This is a genomic window from Bacillus sp. FSL W8-0645, from assembly GCF_038007905.1.
Taxonomy (GTDB): domain Bacteria; phylum Bacillota; class Bacilli; order Bacillales; family Bacillaceae; genus Bacillus; species Bacillus pumilus.
Genome location: NZ_JBBOYC010000001.1, coordinates 477,499 through 498,956 on the forward strand (window position 1 = coordinate 477,499; position 21,458 = coordinate 498,956).

18 protein-coding genes and 1 riboswitch are annotated in these 21,458 nt (G+C 41.3%); of the genes, 14 read left to right on the forward strand and 4 right to left on the reverse strand.

The features are described from left to right. Window positions 1–172: 172 nt before the first annotated feature. A complete protein-coding gene (locus NST39_RS02310; protein WP_003214125.1) occupies window positions 173–469 on the reverse strand; it encodes a DUF3817 domain-containing protein in 297 nt (98 codons plus the stop codon). A 136-nt stretch (window positions 470–605) separates the two neighbouring features. Further along, a complete protein-coding gene (locus tag NST39_RS02315; protein ID WP_106066451.1) occupies window positions 606–1,280 on the reverse strand; it encodes a GntR family transcriptional regulator in 675 nt (224 codons plus the stop codon). A 154-nt stretch (window positions 1,281–1,434) separates the two neighbouring features. Here NST39_RS02315 and NST39_RS02320 point away from each other — a divergent pair, with 154 nt between their 5' ends. The 14 genes from NST39_RS02320 (at window position 1,435) to NST39_RS02385 (ending at window position 20,479) form a co-directional block, all read left to right on the forward strand. After that, entirely contained in the window at window positions 1,435–2,262 is an 828-nt protein-coding gene (locus NST39_RS02320; RefSeq protein ID WP_106066450.1) for an AraC family ligand binding domain-containing protein, read from the forward strand. After that, window positions 2,252–3,184 (forward strand): DMT family transporter, encoded by a 933-nt coding sequence (locus NST39_RS02325; RefSeq protein ID WP_341026791.1) that lies wholly within the window; start codon window positions 2,252–2,254, stop codon window positions 3,182–3,184. Before NST39_RS02320 ends, NST39_RS02325 begins: the two co-directional genes overlap by 11 nt. A gap of 98 nt (window positions 3,185–3,282) precedes the next feature. Next, complete coding sequence (locus tag NST39_RS02330) at window positions 3,283–4,338, forward strand: tartrate dehydrogenase (RefSeq protein ID WP_341026792.1); 1,056 nt, start codon at window positions 3,283–3,285, stop codon at window positions 4,336–4,338. A gap of 72 nt (window positions 4,339–4,410) precedes the next feature. Continuing rightward, complete coding sequence (locus tag NST39_RS02335) at window positions 4,411–6,597, forward strand: DNA topoisomerase III (RefSeq protein WP_268507511.1); 2,187 nt, start codon at window positions 4,411–4,413, stop codon at window positions 6,595–6,597. Between the two features lie 197 nt (window positions 6,598–6,794). Beyond that, a complete protein-coding gene (locus tag NST39_RS02340) occupies window positions 6,795–7,877 on the forward strand; it encodes a glycosyl hydrolase family 8 (protein ID WP_341026794.1) in 1,083 nt (360 codons plus the stop codon). Next, window positions 7,858–8,709: a GGDEF domain-containing protein gene (locus NST39_RS02345; protein ID WP_341026797.1), complete on the forward strand. Its 852-nt coding sequence runs from the start codon at window positions 7,858–7,860 to the stop codon at window positions 8,707–8,709. The genes NST39_RS02340 and NST39_RS02345 overlap by 20 nt, the downstream gene beginning before the upstream one ends. Continuing rightward, the gene (locus NST39_RS02350) at window positions 8,699–10,414 is read left to right on the forward strand and encodes a DUF2334 domain-containing protein (protein WP_341026799.1); all 1,716 of its coding nucleotides are present in this window, start codon (window positions 8,699–8,701) and stop codon (window positions 10,412–10,414) included. The genes NST39_RS02345 and NST39_RS02350 overlap by 11 nt, the downstream gene beginning before the upstream one ends. Before the next feature lie 22 nt (window positions 10,415–10,436). Next, on the forward strand, window positions 10,437–11,675 hold the full coding sequence (locus NST39_RS02355) for a glycosyltransferase family 2 protein (RefSeq protein ID WP_221450755.1): 1,239 nt from the start codon (window positions 10,437–10,439) through the stop codon (window positions 11,673–11,675). 4 nt (window positions 11,676–11,679) lie between these two features. Beyond that, a complete protein-coding gene (locus NST39_RS02360; protein WP_341026802.1) occupies window positions 11,680–13,767 on the forward strand; it encodes a cellulose biosynthesis cyclic di-GMP-binding regulatory protein BcsB in 2,088 nt (695 codons plus the stop codon). Between the two features lie 69 nt (window positions 13,768–13,836). Next, window positions 13,837–13,984: riboswitch (cyclic di-AMP (ydaO/yuaA leader) on the forward strand. Between the two features lie 112 nt (window positions 13,985–14,096). Beyond that, window positions 14,097–15,923 (forward strand): APC family permease, encoded by a 1,827-nt coding sequence (locus tag NST39_RS02365; protein WP_268483624.1) that lies wholly within the window; start codon window positions 14,097–14,099, stop codon window positions 15,921–15,923. Between the two features lie 70 nt (window positions 15,924–15,993). Continuing rightward, the gene (locus NST39_RS02370) at window positions 15,994–17,715 is read left to right on the forward strand and encodes a pyruvate oxidase (RefSeq protein WP_044140545.1); all 1,722 of its coding nucleotides are present in this window, start codon (window positions 15,994–15,996) and stop codon (window positions 17,713–17,715) included. Window positions 17,716–17,908: 193 nt separating this feature from the next. Beyond that, entirely contained in the window at window positions 17,909–19,501 is a 1,593-nt protein-coding gene (locus NST39_RS02375) for a ribonuclease YeeF family protein (RefSeq protein ID WP_341029927.1), read from the forward strand. 4 nt (window positions 19,502–19,505) lie between these two features. Next, on the forward strand, window positions 19,506–19,985 hold the full coding sequence (locus NST39_RS02380; protein WP_341026805.1) for a DUF2247 family protein: 480 nt from the start codon (window positions 19,506–19,508) through the stop codon (window positions 19,983–19,985). A gap of 269 nt (window positions 19,986–20,254) precedes the next feature. Next, complete coding sequence (locus NST39_RS02385) at window positions 20,255–20,479, forward strand: hypothetical protein (RefSeq protein WP_003214145.1); 225 nt, start codon at window positions 20,255–20,257, stop codon at window positions 20,477–20,479. Window positions 20,480–20,519: 40 nt separating this feature from the next. On the opposite strand, the gene NST39_RS02390 is transcribed toward NST39_RS02385, so the two are convergent. Together NST39_RS02390 and NST39_RS02395 are read right to left on the reverse strand one after the other, a co-directional pair. Beyond that, window positions 20,520–20,783 (reverse strand): hypothetical protein, encoded by a 264-nt coding sequence (locus NST39_RS02390; RefSeq protein WP_012008971.1) that lies wholly within the window; start codon window positions 20,781–20,783, stop codon window positions 20,520–20,522. Window positions 20,784–20,881: 98 nt separating this feature from the next. After that, the gene (locus NST39_RS02395) at window positions 20,882–21,451 is read right to left on the reverse strand and encodes a GNAT family N-acetyltransferase (protein WP_113768710.1); all 570 of its coding nucleotides are present in this window, start codon (window positions 21,449–21,451) and stop codon (window positions 20,882–20,884) included. Window positions 21,452–21,458 lie beyond the last annotated feature (7 nt).

Here is a 21,458-nt window from a genome sequence, read left to right on the forward strand (position 1 = left end):
CTTCAGCGTGTAGACAAACCCTCGCATTCGGTGTCAGTCCTGCGTGCTGGTGCTCACGAATGTCAAATTCGCTCCGCAAAAGTAACCGCCCTTCCTAGGACTGCAAAGGTTTTCTATCACGCTGAAAAGGAGAAAAAGGGCTAAAACGAATTTCGTTTTAGCCCTTTTTTGATTAAGCTTTTGTATCATACTGGCGGAGCACCTTATCATAGGCGAAGTTGCCGAAAGGAATGAACGCCGCAAAAAAACCAGCGATCGACCATTTCAAATGCCAGCGAACTTTAAAGGTCACATATGCCAAAATAAGCATATAGATGACAAACAATGCGCCATGAAGAGAGCCTACAATGGTGACTGCCATCGGAATATCCGCAAAATATTTCAGAGGCATGGCAATTAAAAGAAGGGTTAAAAGAGACATACCCTCAATAAAACCCGCCTTTCGAAGACGGCTAATACTTGTATGCATAGACAAATCCTCCTGTATAAAAGCTAATTTCTCATCTTCTAATATAAACGAAAGATCGTCTGGACATGCTAAAATCTACGAAAAATTCAAAATATGTTCATGTAATGCTTAAAAATTGGGAAAAAGGAAAAATCACTTAATCCGTGTTTGTTTCAGAGAGTACTTGCTTTAAGTGCATCACATCATGTAACAAATGATTCGTCATCGCTTGAACGGCTTCTGTGGAGCGGCGCTCTTTCATTTCAGAATAAATGGCAGCATGCTCTGTTTGAATCGTCTCAGCACGCGCCCCGCCGCTAAAATGAAAGATGCGGCAAAAATGAATGAGTGCATTCACATGATTCAATTGTTTACATAAGCGGTGATTGTGACTCGCTAGAATGATTTTTTGATGAAAGGCTTCATGTAACTGGACGATGTCTTTAGATGCCAGCTGCTGCTTGATTGCTTCGTCTGCCTGCGTGAGAACATGCCCAATTTCCTCCAGCTCTCTTTGCGCGGCTTCCTTGCATGCAAGCTTAACAGCAAGCGTTTCTAGGGCGATCCGAATTTGATAAAGCTCCTCGACATCTTTTTCCGTTAACGTATAGACAGAGTAGCCTGACCGATGATCAGCGATCAAGAGCTCATCTTTTTCTAAAAGCCTCATCGCCTCTCTCACTGGTGATCGACTTACACCAAATTGTTTGGCAAGCTGTGTCTCATTGATACGTTCCCCCGGCTGAAACTGTCCATCAAATATCATTTGCTTCAGCTGTTCATAAAATTGCATATGGTATGGTGCTGGTCTTTCCATCTCGAATGAATTCATCCTGTCATTCCCTCATTTACACATCATCTTTTGTCTCATGTTATCCAAGTTTTTCCCTCTAGGCAAGCCTGCATCGGAAAAGTCAATATCGTACAATTCAAGAGAAAAAGGGTGTGCTACACTAATGATCAGTTCAGTGAAAGAGGGGATCGACATGAAAACACAAGAAGAACGAACGGTACATTTTGATCAGGACTTGCAAATAGAGGCGTATCGCTTTCATGGCATCATGCAAAAATTCCCGAATCATTTTCATACATACTATGTGATTGGATTTATTGAGGATGGTCAAAGACGTTTGATCTGCCAAAATAAAGAATACATCATTGAAAAGGGAGACATTCTTCTTTTCAATCCATATGACAATCACGCATGCGAGCAGATTGATCACAGGACACTAGATTATCGTTGTTTAAATATAGAAGCAGATGTGATAGAGAAGATGTTTCAGCACAAGCCACACTTTAAAGCCCCTGTGTTTTCACAAAGTGAACTGACAAAGCCATTATATGATCTTCATCAAATGATGACAGAAGAAGCCCTAGCTTTGAATAAACAGGAAACGTTTTATTTCTTTATGAAGCAGTTGATTGAAGCCTATGCTGATACATCAGAGGAAAAAGCATCAGCAGCGCATGCTGCCGAACAGAAAGTCCAAGACGCACAGCAATATATTGAAACACACCTTACGGAAAATATATCGTTAGACGACTTAGGAGAGCTTGTCTCCATGAATAAATACTCACTTCTGCGTGCTTTTACAAAGTACAGAGGGATCACGCCGTATCGTTATTTACAAACAGTGAGAGTGAATTATGCGAAGGAGCTTCTCGCCAAAGGAGTGAAGCCTGTAGATGCGGCAGTCTCCGCGGGTTTTTCTGATCAAAGTCATTTGAGTCATTTCTTTTCAGAATTTATTGGGCTCACACCAGGGCAATATCAGCACATTTTTGCAAAGCAGGTAACAGTAGATGAAAAATAACCAGCTTCTTGGTCATCTAGCGGCCATATTCACCATTTTTCTATGGGGATCGACCTTTATCTCAACCAAAATATTGTTAACGGCTTTTTCTCCAACAGAAATATTATTTTTCCGCTTTTTTCTTGGATATCTCGCTCTGATGTTGATATACCCAGTCACTATGAAGGTGCAGCGTAAAAAGCATGAAGCGATGTTTGCGCTCGCAGGGTTATGTGGTGTGGTCTTATACTATTTTTTAGAAAATGTCGCTCTCACCTATACGTTCGCTTCGAATGCAGGAGTCATTAGCTCGGTTGTGCCATTCTTCTCATTTTTATTGGCTTATTTTTTATTGAAAGATGAGCCTTTGCATCGCCGGTTTTTCATAGGCTTTTTCATCGCAATGACAGGAATTGTACTGATTAGCTTTAATGGAATGACGACGTTCCAATTGAATCCAATCGGTGATGCGCTAGCATTAACGGCGACCATTGTCTGGGCCTTCTATTCTATTTTATCGAAAATCATCAACCAATATGGATACCATATCATTCAAGTGACGAGACGTGTCTTTTTTTACGGCTTACTCTGGATGCTTCCCCTGATCTGGCATTTTAAAATTCATATAGACTGGGAGCGATTGACGAACCCGTCGTTTGCCTTTCACTTATTGTTTTTAGGCCTGTTCGCATCTGCCATTTGTTTTCTAACATGGAGCTTTTCAGTGAAAACGCTCGGTGTGGTGAAAGCGAGTGTGTATATTTATGGCGTTCCTATTATTACGATGGTCATTTCAATGATCGTTCTTCATGAGAGATTGACCCTCATGTCGATACTCGGAACGGCACTGACCTTAGGCGGACTGCTGCTTTCAGATAAAAAAGGTACGGGGAGGAAGAAGGAGAAACCCTCGATGCTTTTGCAGGATAAACAGGCGCTTTGATCAAAAAAGTGCCTTTATCCATTGAAAGAACATGTACTCTCTAGTAAACTCAAATTTAAACGGTCGACGGTCGACCTACAATGAAGGGGGAGAAATAAATGAAGCATGTTTCAATTGCGGCGATACCAGGTGACGGGGTTGGGAAGGAAGTTGTACCTGAAGCCATACGAGTATTGAAAGCGGTATCAGAAGTGCATGGCGGTCTGTCCTTTACCTTTCGGGATTTTCCGTGGAGCTGTGAATATTATTTAGAGCATGGCGAGATGATGCCAAAGGATGGATTACATCAATTGAAAGCCTTTGACAGCATTTTCTTAGGGGCAGTCGGAGATGCCAATTTAGTGCCGGATCACGTATCACTTTGGGGACTGCTTATTGAGATTAGGCGGGAATTTGAACAGGTGATAAACGTCAGACCTGCAAAACAGCTGAGCGGCATTCGCTCACCGCTTGCTCAGCCAAAGGATTTCGATCTTCTAGTTGTCAGAGAAAACGGTGAAGGTGAATATAGTGAAATTGGAGGCCGTATGTATCAAGGGGAAGATCAGCTTGCTGTTCAAAATGCGGTATTCTCAAGAAAAGGGACAGAGCGTGCGATGCGTTTTGCCTTTCAATTAGCAGAAAAAAGGCGAAAGCATGTGACGAGTGCAACCAAATCGAATGGGATCGTTCATACCATGCCTTTTTGGGATGAAGTGTTTCAAGACGTAGCAAAGGATTATCCAGAGGTGACAGCAGACTCACAGCACATTGACGCGCTCTCAGCCTTCTTTGTAACAAGACCAGAAAAATTCGATGTGATTGTTGCCAGTAATTTGTTTGGTGATATTTTGACAGACCTTGGGGCAGCTATTATGGGAAGTATTGGCATAGCGCCTGCCGCCAACATCAATGTAAATGGCAAATACCCATCCATGTTTGAGCCTGTACACGGATCAGCACCAGACATTGCGGGAAAAGGAATCGCCAACCCAATCGGTCAAATCTGGACCGCTAAACTCATGCTTGATCATTTCGGAGAGGAAGAACTGGGCACACATCTGCTCGAAACCATCGAATCAGTCACAGCAGATGGCTTTTTAACGGCAGACATCGGCGGCGTTTATCAAACGCAAGAAGTCACAAACGAAATCATCACACGATTGAAGAAATAATCCGTCATTAGAACCGCATCTCCACGTCTGCTATAATAAAAGGATGGATAGAAGAAAGAGATGTGAAATCTAGTGTCAAAAACAGTTGTATTAGCAGAGAAACCTTCGGTCGGACGTGATCTTGCACGGGTCCTGAAGTGTCATAAAAAAGGAAATGGCTTTTTAGAAGGAGATCAATACATTGTGACGTGGGCGCTTGGCCATTTGGTCACACTGGCTGATCCTGAAGGCTACGGAAAAGAGTTTCAATCCTGGCGTTTAGAGGATTTACCAATCATTCCCGAACCGCTTAAGCTTGTGGTGATGAAAAAGACAGGCAAACAATTCCAAGCAGTGAAAGCGCAGCTTGCGAGAAAAGATGTCAAAGACATTGTCATCGCAACAGATGCAGGACGTGAAGGGGAGCTTGTCGCTCGATGGATTCTTGAAAAAGCGCATGTGAAAAAGCCTTTGAAACGACTATGGATCTCATCTGTCACGGACAAAGCCATTCAAGAAGGCTTCAAACGATTAAAAGACGGCAAAGAATACGATAACCTGTATCGCTCAGCCGTTGCGCGTGCAGAGGCAGATTGGATTGTCGGCATCAATGCAACAAGAGCGCTGACAACAAAGTTCAATGCACAGCTTTCCTGCGGACGGGTGCAAACACCAACGATCGCCATGATCGCAAAACGAGAAGAAGACATTCAGCAATTTCAGCCGAAGCCGTTCTATGGATTGACTGCACAAGTAGATGGACTGACTTTGACCTGGCAGGATGCCAAAACAAAGCAAAACCGGACATTCCAAGAGAATGTGATCAAAGATCGCTTGGCAGCCTGCGAAGGAAAACCAGCAGTGGTTGATGCGTTGAAAAAAACAGCGAAAAAAGCTTTTGCGCCGGGACTGTACGATCTGACTGAATTGCAGCGTGATGCACATAAACGCTACGGTTTTTCAGCCAAAGAAACATTATCTACGCTTCAGCGATTGTATGAGCAGCATAAGCTCGTCACATATCCACGTACAGATTCACGATTTATTTCAGCGGATATCGTTCCTACATTAAAAGATCGTTTAAAAGGAATGAATGTCAGACCGTACGCGCAGCATGTGAACCGGATTTTACAATCAGGTGTGAAAGCGCACAAAGGCTTCGTCAATGATGCCAAGGTGTCAGATCACCATGCGATTATTCCAACCGAGGAAGAGCTGTACCCAGGAGTATTAAGCGATAAAGAGCGTAAATTATATGACCTCATTGCCAAACGATTCCTTGCTGTACTTATGAATCCTTTCGAGTATGAGGAAACAACGGTCATCACCAAAATAGGCAGTGAAACGTTCACAGCAAAAGGGAAAACTGTGCAAGCAGCTGGCTGGAAAGCCGTGTACGATGACTCATATGAAGAAGAGGAATCAGCCGAGGCAGATCAACATTTGCCGCTGCTTTCAGAAGGACAGTCACTAGATGTACGACAGCTGAAAGAGACAAGAGGAGAAACGAAACCTCCTGCACGTTTTAATGAAGCGACCCTATTATCTGCTATGGAAAACCCAGCGGCATTTATGCAGAACGAGGAAAAGGACTTAGTGAAAACCATTGGTGAAACAGGTGGTCTAGGAACTGTAGCAACAAGAGCGGATATTATTGAAAAGCTGTTCAATAGCTTCTTAATCGAGAAAAAGGGCAAAGACATTTTCATCACATCGAAAGGGAAGCAGCTGCTCTCGTTAGTGCCTGAAGACTTAAAGTCTCCTGCATTAACAGCGGAATGGGAACAAAAACTTTCTAAAATCGCCAAAGGGCAATTGAAAGCTTCTCAATTCATGAGTGAAATGAAGTCATATGCCAAACAAGCTGTATCTGAAATCAAACAGAGGAACCAAACCTTTAAGCATGACAATGTCACTGGCACTCATTGTCCAGACTGCGGTAAACTCATGCTGAAAGTGAATGGAAAACATGGCACGATGCTCGTCTGTCAGGACCGGGAATGCGGCCATCGTAAAAATGTGGCGAAGAAAACAAACGCACGCTGCCCGAACTGTCATAAAAAGCTCGAGCTGCGCGGAGAAGGTGATGGCAAAATCTTTGCTTGTGTATGCGGCCATAGAGAAAAGCTGTCTGTCTTCGAAAAACGCAAATCTCAATCCAATCAAAAGAAAGCCAGTAAGCACGATGTGTCTAAATATATGAAGAAACAAAAGAAAGTGGAAGAACCAATTAATAACGCACTAGCTGAACAATTAAAGAAATTAAAATTAGATCAATAGTTCTATAAAAACCCGTGCGGAAACGCATGGGTTTTTCAGTGTTATCAAGTATATCGACATATTGTTTTTCTGAAAATGGGAATAAATATGCGAAAAGGCTCGTAAATTGGCATAAAATATTCATTTAAATTTAAACAAAAACGCTCTATAATAAATCGTTAGATGCTTAGAGAACGCGGAATTGAAAGGGGACACGAATGCATACACGCATATATCGTACAGCAATTGTTTTACTCATTGTCATTCTACTAGGCGGATGTACCTGGGAACAGCAGAAAGAATCAGCTGATCCAGTATCACCTCAGCCCGTTTTGCCTGGTGAATATTTTATCACTCACCACTTAATGACAGATCAAGGCTTAATTCGCACCTCTTTTGCAGAGCAGCACATCTACTTATCTGAATCACTTGGACTTTGGATGGATTATCTTGTTCGAAAAAAAGATCAAAATTCATTTGACCAACAATTTGATGTTCTGCAAGATCAATTTTTAATAGACCACCATCTTCTCAGCTGGCAAATTGAATCTGATCAAAAAAGCAAGGCCAATGCTTTAGTCGATGATTTACGTGTAGTGACGGCACTTCAAAAGGCAAATCGTTTGTGGAAGAAGTCAGCGTATCAAACGACAGCAAAAGAAATCGCTCAAGCGTTAAAAGAAAAAAACATGTTCAAAGGCATATTGTCCGATTATTATGATGCATCAACCAATCGAACTTCACATACAATCACACTCTCTTATATAGACCCAAAAGCAATCCAAGAATTGGAATTCCTCCAAATATTCACGAAACAAATGACCAGTAACCAATTAGCCATTCTAAAACAAGCACCGAGAAAAAAAGGATTCTTTCCTAAATCCTATGACATAAAGAAAAAAACCTATTCATTCGATCAAGAAATCAATATGATCGATCAACTTTATACAGCTTTACATGCACATCATGCAAAAGTGAATACGTCCGCGATCATGAAATGGCTTAAAACGTCGTTTAAACAAGAAGGAAAACTGTACGGAAGATACAAACTGAGTACACTGCAGCCATCTGTCACATATGAATCGCCTTCGGTATATGCGCTCGTCATTTTGTATGCCCTTAAACAAAACGAGCTGAAATTTGCAAAGGCTGTCTATCACCGCATGAAAGAATTACAAACCCAAGATCCTCTCAAGCCTTATTACGGAGGATACATGAACGAAAAAGAGACACACTCATTTGATAATTTATTGCCTCTAATTGCAGAAAGGGAGCTTCTAAATGAATCGGTTGTTCAGTAACACGTATCGCTTGTACTATTCTCTGCTCCTCACGTTTGCAGGCCTTATTTTGTTTATGGGCTACCTTAACGTACAAGATGCGGAGAGCTTTATGATCATCGCACTGACATTTGTCGTGTTAGGCTGTGGTATTTTATTTGGTATCCTACCAGCATTAATTTTCACCTTACTGATTTTGTTCTTTATAGGAAGTGTCATGTTCTTTACAGAGCTTGGCCATGAAAATCCCCTTTTTTCAAATCAAACATTACAAGATGTAGTAATTTGGGGCGTAGCACTTCTTTTTTTCGCTATTTCAGCGGGAAGCTTGCATGAACGGATCAATACGCTGCGTCACACCATTGAACAACAAAAGCAGGCCATCAAACAATTTGTGGCGATTGACTCGACAACAGGATTTGACAATGCTGAGCGGATGAAGCTCGAATTGTCCGAGGAAATGAAACGGGCAGAACGGTACAAACAGCCATTTGTCTTTATCCTTCTTCATATGAATTACGCAGCGGAATTCAAATCGTTATATGGAGAAAAAGAAATGCAGCACCTATTTCAGCAATTAAGTCTCAAGATACGCGAAAGCATAAGAGAAACCGATAAGAAATTTCGGTTATCTGAAGGACGAATGGGCTTGCTGCTAACCCATACACCAGAAGAAAATGTGTCAGTTGTCCTTGATAAGCTAAAGGATAAACTGCAAACGCATGTCCTATTAAACGGTCGTGAAGTGACCTTGACATTTCATGTCTGTCATTTAACAAGCAGCTCGGAATATCGTACGCCAGAGCAGTTTTTAGAAGAACTAGAAAAAGAGATGATGATGAATGAACTTTAATTCTTTGATGAAATGTTGTTTGATGATCACGCTTTTTTCGATTCTTTCGTTTAAACACATTGCTTCAGCCGAGGCGCTTGTCACGCAGCCAAATACACTGATCGTTTATTCCACACCATCGGGGGAAGTGACTCCAGCCGTTCATATGCTGGATCTACTCGCCGGTCATTTTTCAAAACAGACGACGATTGTATCTGATGAACATTTGGCTGAAAAGAGGATCAATGAATTTCAGCAAGTCATTTATCTTGGAGAAATAAAGAGAACCCTGTCAAAACATACTATTCGTGCGATGAACGAATCACAGCAATTCATCGCCATTGGATACAATGCGGAACAGCTCCACCCATTCTCCAAGCTTACTTTTCACAAACAAGATCATATCAGTCAATTGAAACATACACATGATCAGACATACCGTCAGCTAGAGAGAAGGATCAATGTGTTAACGGTTCGAGGGGCAGACTTGGAAAATGAATTTCTAGTGAAGAAACGTCAATCTGATCTGCCATTTGTGACTCAAACAAAAGAAGGTGCGGCATATATCGGTATCTTAGATGTCGTGCAGCACAACAAGCTTCTTGCAGAAGTGCTAGAAAAATACATGCCATCTTCTGTGCAAATGAAGACAAAATACGTAATGCTCGGGAACATCAGTCCAGCAAGTGACGAGAAGAAGCTGCTAGAACTTGGACAATACGTATCTGCACAGCATATTCCTTATCAAATTGCAGTGACCCCTGTTTGGATAGATCGAGCAACAGGTGATGAAGTCACACTTAGTGACCGCCCGAAACTTGTGAGTGTGTTAAAACAATTGCAAGGCAATGGAGCGAGTATCATTCTTCATGGCTTTAACCGTACGTATCGAACGGCGGAATCTGGTCAGGGATTTGAGTTCTGGGATGCAAAATATGATCAGCCCATCACGACAAATGATCCAAAAAATGCAGAGAAGAAACAAAGTAAAAGCCAATTCCCAAATGAAAAAGACTTTCATACGTATACCAAATCGTATCAGCAGCAAGAAATCGCCTATACAGAAGAAAAACTGACAAAGGGCATTGAGCTTCTTGCTAGGCAAGGCTTATATCCTCTTGCGTTCGAGGTGCCGCATGATGCGATATCACAAAAAGGTTATGAAGTAATTTCAAAGCATGTATCCAGCCTATTTGGACAGGTGCAGTTATCAGACCGCACTTGGAAAACAGCCGGTGCATCGCCGCTCGTGACGTCTCCTGCCATGTTACACGGCATGACCTTATATCCTCAGCAGCAAGTTGAGCAAGTGTCTGACAAAGAAGGTTCAAATGTTTTAACTGAACAGACGATTCAATCCGTGCAGCATTTGCAATCAGCCGCAATTGGGTTGTCCTATGACGTGGAGTTAGGGATTGCAGGGTTACAGGAGTTAATCACACAGATGGAGGCAATTCCTTCTAGCGAATGGCTTGATGTAAAGAAAACAAAACAGACGGTCCAAACTGCACATGTAAAAATCCAAACATCAGGGAATGGACATATTCAAGTAGAGCAATCCAACATTTCCGAAACAAAAAAAGTCAAACGAAGTGGCATGGAAAATATGCTACGAATTCTCACAGTTGTGGTCATGCTGTTTATTGCGGCATTTGCTTTATACACATTGTATTTAAGACTGACAATGAAAAAACGAATTTTTAAGGAGAGAAAATCAGGTGGCTGATGTCTTATTTTATCTTTCATTAATGCTCATTTGGATCATGCTCCTATACCACATGTTTCTCATGCAGGGCGGCTTTCAGCATTACCTCACCTATGAAAAAGTGCTGCCTAAATGGACAAAACAAGGGAAAGAGCTGCCGACCGTCAGTATTCTGATTCCTGCTCATAATGAAGAGGTCGTCATTCGGCAGACGTTAAAAGCGATGGTTCAGCTATCATATCCTAAACACCTCCTTGAAATCATTGTGATTAATGACAATTCCTCTGATCGCACAGGAGAGATTGTGCAATCATTCAGTGAGCAATATGATCATGTCCATATGATTGAAACGAAGCCGCCATTTGCAGGGAAGGGAAAATCCACTGCACTGAATGAAGGTTTGAAGGCTTCAACAGGAGAAGTGATTTGCGTATACGATGCAGATAACATGCCTGAACCAAAGGCTGTCTATTATTTGGTTCTTGGGTTATTAAATGACCCAAAAGCAGGCGCTGTTGTCGGGAAATTCAGGGTGATCAATGCAGCCAAAAATTTGCTGACCAAATTTATTAATATTGAGACCATCTGTTTCCAATGGATGGCGCAGGGCGGGAGATGGAAATGGTTTGGTATTGCGACAATACCAGGTACCAACTTCGCCATCCGCCGGCACATTTTAGAAGAGCTCGGCGGCTGGGATGCCCAAGCTTTGGCTGAGGACACCGAATTAACGATCCGTGTGTATAACCTAGGATATGTGATTCGATTTTTCCCAGCTGCAATCACATGGGAACAAGAGCCTGAGACATGGAAGGTCTGGTGGCGGCAAAGAACGCGCTGGGCTAGAGGAAATCAATATGTTGTCCTTAAATTTTTAAGGCAGTTTATGAAGCTGAAACGAAAACGAATGATTTTCGATTTGTTTTATTTCTTCTTTACGTATTTCTTATTCTTCTTCGGTGTTCTGCTCTCAAATGGCATCTTTATTGTAAACCTATTTGTTGACCTTCACTTATCTGTAGGGGCTGTCGCACTGATCCTGTGGGGATTAGCCTTCTTCCTCTTTCTAACAGAAGTGATGATTACATTAAGTATTGAGAAAACAGAGCTCACCAAACAAAATATTCTCATTGTGGTTCTCATGTACTTCACCTATTCTCAAGTATGGATTGCGCTTGTCGTGTACTCCTTATGTGTAGAGGTGAAGAGCCGATTATTGAAACAAGAAGTGAAATGGTACAAAACAGAGCGTTACGATCAACAACAAAAGAAAAGCGGGTGACAAATTGAAATCGGTCAAATGGATGTTTTTAATATTAGCGCTATCCCTTGCCATTCAGCCTTTTTTCATGGCAAGTCAAGCAATGGCGCAATCCAATCGAGTACAAGTGAAAGACGATTGGGTTCACTCATCAAAAGGAAATCAAACAGAAACGCAGCATTTATCAGAAGATGTGGTGACCTTGTATGGTCAAGAAGACCGCATTGACCTTTCCTATCAAATGGAGAAAGAAAAAGTAGAGTCTAGTACTCTTACATTAAATATAGAGGCTTCACCATTACTAATATCGCCATCGTCTTTCACAGTGATGATCGATGGAGAGATTGAAAAGACGATCCCTGTATCAGGAAAAAACTCAAAAAAATCGATTCAAATCAAATTGAACAAAGCGCAATTGAAAAAAGGATCTCATCAAATTCAGCTCGCATTTTATGGTGTGTTAAAAGAAGGTGTGTGTATCAACCAAGAGACGCCTGCCAATTGGCTGAAAGTATATCCTGAAAGTGAGCTGGCGTTCAAAGGAGTTCAAACGAAAGACGTGACGTTAGACAGCTTCCCTTCACCATTTATTCCATCAGGTGATCAGGAAGAACAAACAGATATTGTGATTCCAAATAAACCTGAAGCGGCTGAATTAGAAGCGGCTATGAAAGTATATCGTACGTTGAAAAACAAAGATCGTCTAGCAGACCTCAAACTCGTTCAAGAAAAGGACATCGAGCAAATTGCGCACCCAACTATTGCTGTTGGAGCAAAAGGAAGCTGGAATGGACGAATGAAATCGCTCGAGCAAGCGGCTGGAATTAAAACAGAAGGCGATCAACTTACGTTAGCGGTGAGAACCCTGACAGCAAAGAAAAAAGAACAGCCCATTTTATTTGTCACTGCGAAGCAGCCAAAGACAATTGCTGAAAAAATCAATGTCTTGACTCAGCCAGAACTGACAGGTCAGCTCACTGGAACCGACTTGCTACTGCAAAAGGTGACAGCTAGTGCTTCTAAGCCATCTCATCATATTCGTTTAATAGATTTTGGCGCAGATGATGTCAAAGTTGGAACCAAAAAGACAGCATCTGATCATTACTATTTTCCGAAAGCATTAATGGCTCAACAAAAATCAGGTGCAAAACTAAATCTATCATTTAAAAAATCAGATCCAGCGAACAAAGCAGAGCGTCTAACAGTGATGGTCAATAACGAACCGCACGACGTACCGTTAACAAAACTAGGAAACAAAGATGAGAATGGATTCTACCATGTGTCGATTCCAGTAGACTCACAAGTGCTTCAAAAGAACGAATATGTGGACTTACAGTTTGTCACAACAGGTTTTAAAAACATGGAATCTTGTAGACATACAGATGAAGAAGGCTGGATTTACATTGATAAGAACAGCTCTCTTCAAATACCAGAAGGAACAACTAGTGATACACCGGACTTAGCCGCATGGCCGCTTCCTTACACTTCAGAAACGGAGCAAGGAAACACATTGATCGTTATGCCAGATCAAATCAATCAAGCCTCAATCAATCAAATGGCTATGCTGACCGAATCATTTAGTCAGCCGGAAGCTGCTCAATATCATTTGATTGAAGCATCGAATGTGACAAATGAACAATTGAAAAAGAACTCTCTCATTTTCATCGGAGGCATCCAGACATTCTCTCTTTTAAAAGAAAAAGCAGATGATCTCATCGTTCCAGCGAAAAAGGGTCAATATGATGTATCCTCATTTGGCATGATCAACGAAACAACAGCTCGTATTGTATGGACGCAGCCATCCGTATGGAATAAAGACCAAACCATGACCGTTTTTTCAGGAATGACGGCAGCTGACGCTGATATATCAAATGAAGTGATTCGATTCCTTCAAACAAATACGGAGACCGCAACAGTTGCAATAGAAAGTAAAAACAAAGATGTATTCTCTAATCACCAAACAGTCAGCAATGCAAAAAATGATCTTAAAAAAGGTGAAAAGCAAAGCGTCGGTGATTCTTGGATTTACTTTGCTTGTATCGCTGTACTGATCATTTTTGTCGTTGTGATGATTGTTTATTTCGTACGAAAAAACCGCAAAAAGACTGATTAATAAACGGTCAAAAGACCTCGAAAAAATCTCTTTACTTTGGTGTCAAACGGGAGTATGATCTCTTTTATAAAAGACCAATCGCTGAATCATTTCGATGAGCGGGGGAACCAATTTTGGTGGTATAAAACACCATGTGGGGTGAATCCTTTTAAGGTAGGGCAAAGTCTCATGCGCCCGAATCCGTCAGCTAACCTCGTAAGCGTTAAAGAGAGCAAAGACCAACCTGTGATCTAAACAATAGGCACAGGGGCATTCTATTGCCTCTGTGTCTTTTTGGCGATCCATCTTTTGCAACTTAAATCGTTTGACACTAAAGGAGCGGGCATCACATGTACAGTTTGATGAAGCGTATTTTAATTGGTAAACCATTAAAATCACAGGCAGCAGGAGAACAAAAACTATCAAAAATCAAAGCGTTGGCATTATTGTCATCAGACGCATTGTCATCAGTTGCATATGGTACAGAACAAATCTTAATTGTTCTTTCTGTCGTTAGTGCAGCAGCATTTTGGTACTCACTCCCGATTGCAGGTTGTGTATTAATTCTTTTAATGGCGTTAATTCTGTCTTACCGCCAGATCATTTATGCTTATCCAGAAGGCGGCGGGGCATATGTCGTCTCTAGCAGAAACCTAGGTGAAAAACCGGGATTGATCGCTGGCGGATCATTGCTTGTAGACTATATTTTGACTGTAGCAGTGAGCATTTCAGCAGGGACCGATGCCGTCACATCGGCTTTTCCAACACTATATCCATATCATGTCTTGATCTCAATTGCATTGGTCATCGTGATTATGGTGCTCAACCTCCGTGGATTAACAGAATCGGCATCTATTCTGGCTTATCCTGTATACTTGTTTGTATTTTCACTCCTGATATTAATTGGAGTAGGCGGTTTCAAATTATTAACAGGCGGCGTACCGCCAGCACCTGAACATACAGCGGTAGGCACACACGTACAAGGCATTACATTATTTTTGTTATTAAAAGCTTTTTCATCTGGCTGTTCTGCTCTGACTGGAGTAGAAGCCATTTCAAATACAATTCCATCCTTTAAAAAACCAGCTGCACAAAACGCAGCGAGAACATTGTTGATGATGGGTGGATTGCTAGCTGTTTTATTTGTGGGAGTCACATTGCTTGCATTTGGTTTCGGCATCTCGCCAAAACCAGAAGAAACGGTTGTATCACAAATTGCATCAGACACTTTTGGACGTACGTTTTTCTATTACGTGATTCAGGCAGTCACAGCGCTAATCCTAATATTAGCGGCAAATACCGGCTTTTCAGCCTTTCCGTTATTGGCTGTCAATTTAGCAAAGGATAAATATATGCCGCGTATGTTTACGGTAAGAGGAGACCGGCTTGGTTACTCTAATGGCATTATCTTTTTAGGTGTAGCTTCTATGCTGCTCATCTGGTTGTTTGATGGGAAGACAGAACACCTCATCCCGCTATATGCTGTCGGTGTGTTCATTCCATTTACCCTGTCGCAGACCGGCATGTGTGTGAAGTGGATTCGTGAAAAACCGCAGGGCTGGAAAACGAAAATGCCAATCAATATCGTCGGAGCACTGATTTCTTTTACAGTTTTTATGATTCTCATTTTGACCAAGTTCCATCTCGTATGGCCAATATTTGTTTTCCTACCTATTGTTTTATTTATCTTTCATTCCATTAAAAAGCATTATTTGTCTGTTGGAGAACAACTGCGTTTATTGAATGAAACAGAGCCTGTTGAGATTAAAGGAAATGTGGTCATCGTGCCGATAGCAGGAGTCACACGTGTTGTCGAACAATCTCTTCAATATGCAAAGTCTTTGTCAGATCAAGTCATAGCGGTTCATGTATCCTTTGATAAAGAAAAGGATAAGAAAATTGAAGAGGATTGGGAAAAACTAAATAGCGGTGTACGGCTTGTGATGCTGCATTCGTCCTATCGAAGCCTCATTCACCCGCTAGATAAATTTCTTGAGACCGTTGAGGCAAAAGCAAATGCTCATCAATATAAAGTGATGGTGCTTGTGCCACAATTTATCCCGAAAAAAAGATGGCACACCATTTTGCATAATCAATCTGCCTTTTTATTAAGATTCCGCCTATTATGGAAGCGGGATATTGTGGTGGCAACCCTGCCCTATCATTTTAAAAAGTAGCAGAAGCAAGTTGAAACGTTTGATCAAAAGGATGCGGTGGTATGGAGTAAGAAAAAAGGAGTTTTCTCACATGCCGCAAAGAACCGCAGGAAAAGAAGTAACAGCGCTACTGGAAGAGTGGGGCGTGAAACATATTTATGGAATGCCCGGCGATAGTATAAACGAATTGATTGAAGAACTTAGGCATGAATCAAGCCAAATAAAATTTATCCAAACGAGACATGAAGAAGTGGCAGCACTTTCAGCGGCGGCTGATGCCAAACTAACGGGTAAACTGGGTGTCTGCTTATCAATTGCTGGGCCGGGTGCTGTCCACTTATTAAATGGACTGTATGATGCAAAAGCAGATGGTGCACCAGTTTTAGCAATTGCAGGGCAGGTTGCTTCGGCCGAAGTAGGCAGAGACGCATTCCAAGAAATCAAATTGGAGCGAATGTTTGACGATGTCGCGGTCTTTAATCAGCAGGTACAGACAGCAGAGGCGCTGCCTGACTTATTGAATCAAGCCATCAAAGCCGCTTATACCCATAAAGGTGTGGCAGTTCTCACCGTATCGGATGACTTATTTTCTCAAAAAATAAAGCGTAAGCCCGTCTATACATCTCCACTTTATGTTGAGGGAGAAGTACGGCCAAAGAAAGATCAATTGCTAAAGGCAGCTCAGCTGATTAACAATGCGAAGAAGCCAGTCATCTTAGCAGGTAAAGGATTAAGACATGCAAAAGAAGAGCTTCTTTCATTTGCAGAAAAGGCAGCTGCTCCTATCGTCATCACGCTCCCCGCAAAAGGGGTTGTGCCAGACAGGCATCCATACTTTTTAGGTAACTTAGGTCAAATTGGAACGAAGCCGGCATATGAAGCGATGGAAGAATGTGATCTCTTAATTATGCTTGGTACCTCCTTTCCATATAGAGACTACTTACCAGAGGACACGCCAGCCATTCAACTAGATATTAAACCAGATCAAATCGGTAAAAGGTATCCAGTAGATGTGGGAATCGTGAGCGACAGCAAGAGTGGTTTGCATGAACTGACTTCCTACATTGAATATAAAGAGCAGCGTGGTTTTCTTGAAGCTTGTACAGAGCATATGATGAAGTGGCGAGAAGAAATGGATAAAGAAAAATCTGTTGCTACTTCACCGATTAAACCACAGCAAGTCATTGCTAGACTAGAAGAAGCAGTCGAGGACGATGCCATTCTTTCAGTTGATGTTGGTAATGTGACGGTATGGATGGCACGTCATTTTGAAATGAAACAGCAGGATTTCATTATCTCCAGCTGGCTTGCCACAATGGGCTGCGGTTTACCTGGTGCGATTTCAGCTAAATTGAATGAACCGAACCGACAAGCCATTGCCGTCTGTGGTGATGGAGGCTTCACAATGGTCATGCAAGACTTTGTGACAGCTGTAAAATATAAGCTGCCGATCGTTGTCGTAATCTTAAACAACAACAATTTAGGGATGATTGAATATGAACAACAGGTAAAAGGAAACATAAATTATGGTATAGAGCTGGAGGATATTGATTTTGCTAAGTTTGCAGAAGCGTGTGGCGGCAAAGGAATCTCCGTGTCATCACATGAAGAATTAGCTCCAGCCTTTGATACAGCTCTTCAATCCGATAAACCAGTCATTATTGATGTCGCTGTCGCCAATGAACCTCCGTTACCTGGGAAAATCACTTACACCCAAGCAGCAGGCTTCAGTAAATATTTATTGAAAAAATTCTTTGAAAAAGGTGAGCTGGATATCCCTCCACTCAAGAAAAGCCTCAAACGCTTTTTCTAAACACAAAGTAGTCGGTCTTCTGAAAAGAGGGCTGACTTTTTTGTGATGATTAGAAAAATCATTTCAATTGTCACTTGCCTTCGTCTCTATTAAAATATTTTGAAATTATTTTTGTAACTTAAAGCCTATTTTTCCAATTCACTGAGAAAGGTAAAATAGACTTTATGATCAATAATGGAGGGAGTGACTTCTTCTGGGTAAGATACTTGATGCAAAAGCACTAACAAGTGCCATGGATGCAAGGGCAAAACACTACCAGGAACTCCGTGAACAAATGGTAGATTTAAAAAAGGCACTTCAAGGCGTGGCTAACCTCGGTGATGATTTCACTGGAAAAGGTGCCGATAACATTAAAAGCTTTTATAAAGAACTGGCCGGAAATGTAGACATGTTTATCAGCTTCATTGATAAGCAAAAAGCCTTTCATGAAGGTGTTTCTGTGACACTAGATGATACAAACTTTGGCGGCGACACCTTTGTAGAAGAACACTTTTTAGACAACGCTGTACATATGGGCGTCAAAAATGCCAAAAGCATTGTGAAGGATCAAAAAAAGGCGCTTAAAACGATTTTTCAAGACATCGACGACCTCATTTCTCTAGAAGTATTTGATAGTCAAACCTTTGATGAAAAAATTGCAGATGCGGAAGACGAGCGAAAAAAGACAGTGAAAGACCTAAGAGAGCTTGATCAAAATTTAAAAGATGAATATGCTTTGTCAGAAACGGAGCAGCAAGCTACAATGGCATTGTATACGGAAATGATGAATGCCACAAATGATGGAAAAGCGATTTCTCCGATGAATTTTGACAAGAAAGCGTATCAAAATAGCGAAATCTACAAGGCAAAAAGCGATATTGAGAAGCAAACATCTGAATATCTCAAAATCAAAAAAGAACAAGAAGAAGCCCGTGAGATCGCAAAAGAACAAGAAGCCCTCGCCAACCGTCCTTGGCATGAAAAAGCACTTGATTACGGCGGGAATATCGTGAATGAACTGACTGGCGTGAACGATGCAAAACGCGCCGCTACAGGCGTTGACCCGATCACAGGTGAAGAACTTACCGCAGGACAGCGCGTCGCCGCAGGCGGCATGGCAGCAGCGGGTTATATCCCAATCGTCGGATGGGCAGGACGCATTTTCAAAGGTGGAAAAGCCGTCTACAAAACCACCCAAGCCACATCAGCCGCAGTGAGAGCAATCGACATTTACAAGACATCGCAAAAATCCTTTGACGCCTTAAAAACATCTCAAAAAGGCTTATATGGTCTTACCGCCACCAACGGCTTCAGCGAAGCGATTACAGGGCGTGATATGTTTGGAAATAAGATCTCAAAAGAACAGCAGGAAGCGAGTATGAATGTTGCGCTGGGAATGCTTTTGCCGTTTGGGGCGAAAGGGTTCAATGGAAAGATGGGGATTAAGAGTACGAGAGAACTTAAGCATCCAGTTTTAGAAAATCCACGAGTAGGTAGTGCATTGAAAGATGATTTTTATCATAGCTTTAATGATATAATTGACAACTACGCAGTTCATTCTAAGAGATTTGATTTACCAAATAGAAAAGGCCATATGGATTCGTTGTATCAAATAGAGGGCTCAGTGGTTAAGTACGAAACAAAATATGTAAAAGTAAAGAACAATGCCCCTGAAATGTTGCAGTCGAAAGAAATAAGGAATGGCGTGTTTGAATGGGTGGTAGATCCAACAACGAATACAGTGACCCATAGAACTTTTATACCTGGTGGCAAAGTGACAGGAAAAATAAATCAATGGGGGAAATAGAAAATTGTATAAAACAGAAATAATCACAAAAAATGGTTTTGATTGTAACTGGTCTACGCTGTTTATTGGTAGACAGTTTAATTTAATTTCTGCTTTAGAAGTAACAAACTATGCTGTTAAATACTTAGAAAATAATCCTAATGCTAATAATGAATTAATCCTTGAATTAGCTTGGGAACAAGAAGAAGTTAAAGTAGATAATATACTTGAAAGCATAACCTCTGACAGTTCTTCGGAAGACATGCAAAGAGAATATCATAAGTGGCTATATAGCACTATGAAAGAGACGTATAGTAACTCAACTGATGAGAACATCTTTGAAGAAATTGAAAATATTTTTTCAATCTTTAATACGCCCGAAAATATGTATGATTTCTTTAGAAAAGTTTCAGACGCATTTTATTACCCTCTTGATTCAAAAAATACAATTAAAGAACTTGTAGAAGAGTTTTTAGAGACAGAAAAGGAATTAATTTTTAAATAACTAGAGAGCTTAAATGGAACGATGGACTAATGGTCCATCGTTTTATTTCAATGCATGTAAAGATTGATATGATAAAAGAATAAAGTGGATTTGTTTTTTTTGAAAGCAATGGAGGAGAAAACATTGAGTGACCATAAAATAAGTATCATGTCCGGGAAATTTGAAAATACGGGTGAACTTTCTAATAAAAAGCAAACCAAATCACCCCACACATAATTGGAAATCATATGTTAACTAATCCAACCACCACAAAAAAGGAGAAAAAAACCATGCTATGGATCCTCACACAAAACCAACAAACTCTGATTCATGTCCAAGAAGTCTCAGTAAGCGGCAAAAAAATTGAAGGGATGATCTTGGGGAGTACTTCTTGGGCAAAGATGCTCGGCAAGTATGACTCAAATGATCGCGCAGCCGAGATCCTTCAAGACATGATGAAGACGATTGAAGAACATCCAAATGCCACAATGACATACCGAATGCCGCTTCAATAAAAAAGAAACCACCTTTCCATCGCGAAAAGGTGGTTTTTGTTTAGGATGGTGTTTTTCCAAAGGCTAAGAATAAGGGGATGCCTGTGCCAACAAGGGTGGTGGCAAATAGGAACATACCGCAAATAAATAGAAAATGGCTGGCTGAAAAGACGAGTGCCAAAATGAGAAAAACGATGCTGAGTCCTATCATGCTATAGGATGGGACAAAGCGGCGTTTGTAGGTGGCTTTCTTTGTTAGGAATGAGAAGAAAATACCAAATACTAAAGGGACAATCCATAAGTAAAATAAAATAATAAGAGACATACATCATACCTCGATTTTTCCTTCTATTTTATCAGATGCCGATCACAACGGATACTACAAAGCTTCACTTTGTAAAATAATTCATGCAATCGACACAATTAAGTGGGCTGATTCATCGAATGCGTTTTTTGTTTCATATATTCAGGCTGTAAAAGGGCGTACACACAATGATCGGTGAAGCGATTGCCCAGCCATTCACATTGTCTTAAAATTCCCTCAAGCGAAAAGGATAATCGCTCTGGGATGCGTCTGCTTTTCTGGTTATCGACAGCAGCCCTAATCTCAATACGGTGCAGCCCGCACTCTTCAAATAAATAGTGAATGACCGCTTGGCATGCTTTTGTCATGATGCCTTTTCCTTGATAACCTTCTCCGAGCCAATAGCCGATTGAAACGGTTCTATTGATCCAATGAATTTGATGGGTGCCAATAATGCCGACGAGCTCTCCATGTGACCAGATGCCCGCTTGAAAACCGTTGTTCTGCATCGCTTGCTCCATGGCGCCTTGGATAAACGCCATACTGTCTTCCTCTGTCTGCGTTGAATCCACCCAAAGCATCCATTCACGTAAATGCTCTCTCGACCGCTGGATGAGCAAATACAGACTTCTTGCGTCTCTTGGCTCAAGCAGCCGCATGGATATCTCTTGATCCTGATAAACAAACATGTACCCA

What these genes read in the sequence shown, in the direction of transcription:
- NST39_RS02310 (WP_003214125.1), bottom strand. Translation starts at nt 469, where the DNA reads ATGCATACAAGTATTAGCCGTCTTCGAAAGGCGGGTTTTATTGAGGGT.
- NST39_RS02315 (WP_106066451.1), bottom strand. Translation starts at nt 1,280, where the DNA reads ATGAATTCATTCGAGATGGAAAGACCAGCACCATACCATATGCAATTT.
- NST39_RS02320 (WP_106066450.1), top strand. Translation starts at nt 1,435, where the DNA reads ATGAAAACACAAGAAGAACGAACGGTACATTTTGATCAGGACTTGCAA.
- NST39_RS02325 (WP_341026791.1), top strand. Translation starts at nt 2,252, where the DNA reads ATGAAAAATAACCAGCTTCTTGGTCATCTAGCGGCCATATTCACCATT.
- NST39_RS02330 (WP_341026792.1), top strand. Translation starts at nt 3,283, where the DNA reads ATGAAGCATGTTTCAATTGCGGCGATACCAGGTGACGGGGTTGGGAAG.
- NST39_RS02340 (WP_341026794.1), top strand. Translation starts at nt 6,795, where the DNA reads ATGCATACACGCATATATCGTACAGCAATTGTTTTACTCATTGTCATT.
- NST39_RS02345 (WP_341026797.1), top strand. Translation starts at nt 7,858, where the DNA reads ATGAATCGGTTGTTCAGTAACACGTATCGCTTGTACTATTCTCTGCTC.
- NST39_RS02350 (WP_341026799.1), top strand. Translation starts at nt 8,699, where the DNA reads ATGAACTTTAATTCTTTGATGAAATGTTGTTTGATGATCACGCTTTTT.
- NST39_RS02355 (WP_221450755.1), top strand. Translation starts at nt 10,437, where the DNA reads ATGCTCATTTGGATCATGCTCCTATACCACATGTTTCTCATGCAGGGC.
- NST39_RS02365 (WP_268483624.1), top strand. Translation starts at nt 14,097, where the DNA reads ATGTACAGTTTGATGAAGCGTATTTTAATTGGTAAACCATTAAAATCA.
- NST39_RS02370 (WP_044140545.1), top strand. Translation starts at nt 15,994, where the DNA reads ATGCCGCAAAGAACCGCAGGAAAAGAAGTAACAGCGCTACTGGAAGAG.
- NST39_RS02385 (WP_003214145.1), top strand. Translation starts at nt 20,255, where the DNA reads ATGCTATGGATCCTCACACAAAACCAACAAACTCTGATTCATGTCCAA.
- NST39_RS02390 (WP_012008971.1), bottom strand. Translation starts at nt 20,783, where the DNA reads ATGTCTCTTATTATTTTATTTTACTTATGGATTGTCCCTTTAGTATTT.
- NST39_RS02395 (WP_113768710.1), bottom strand. Translation starts at nt 21,451, where the DNA reads ATGTTTGTTTATCAGGATCAAGAGATATCCATGCGGCTGCTTGAGCCA.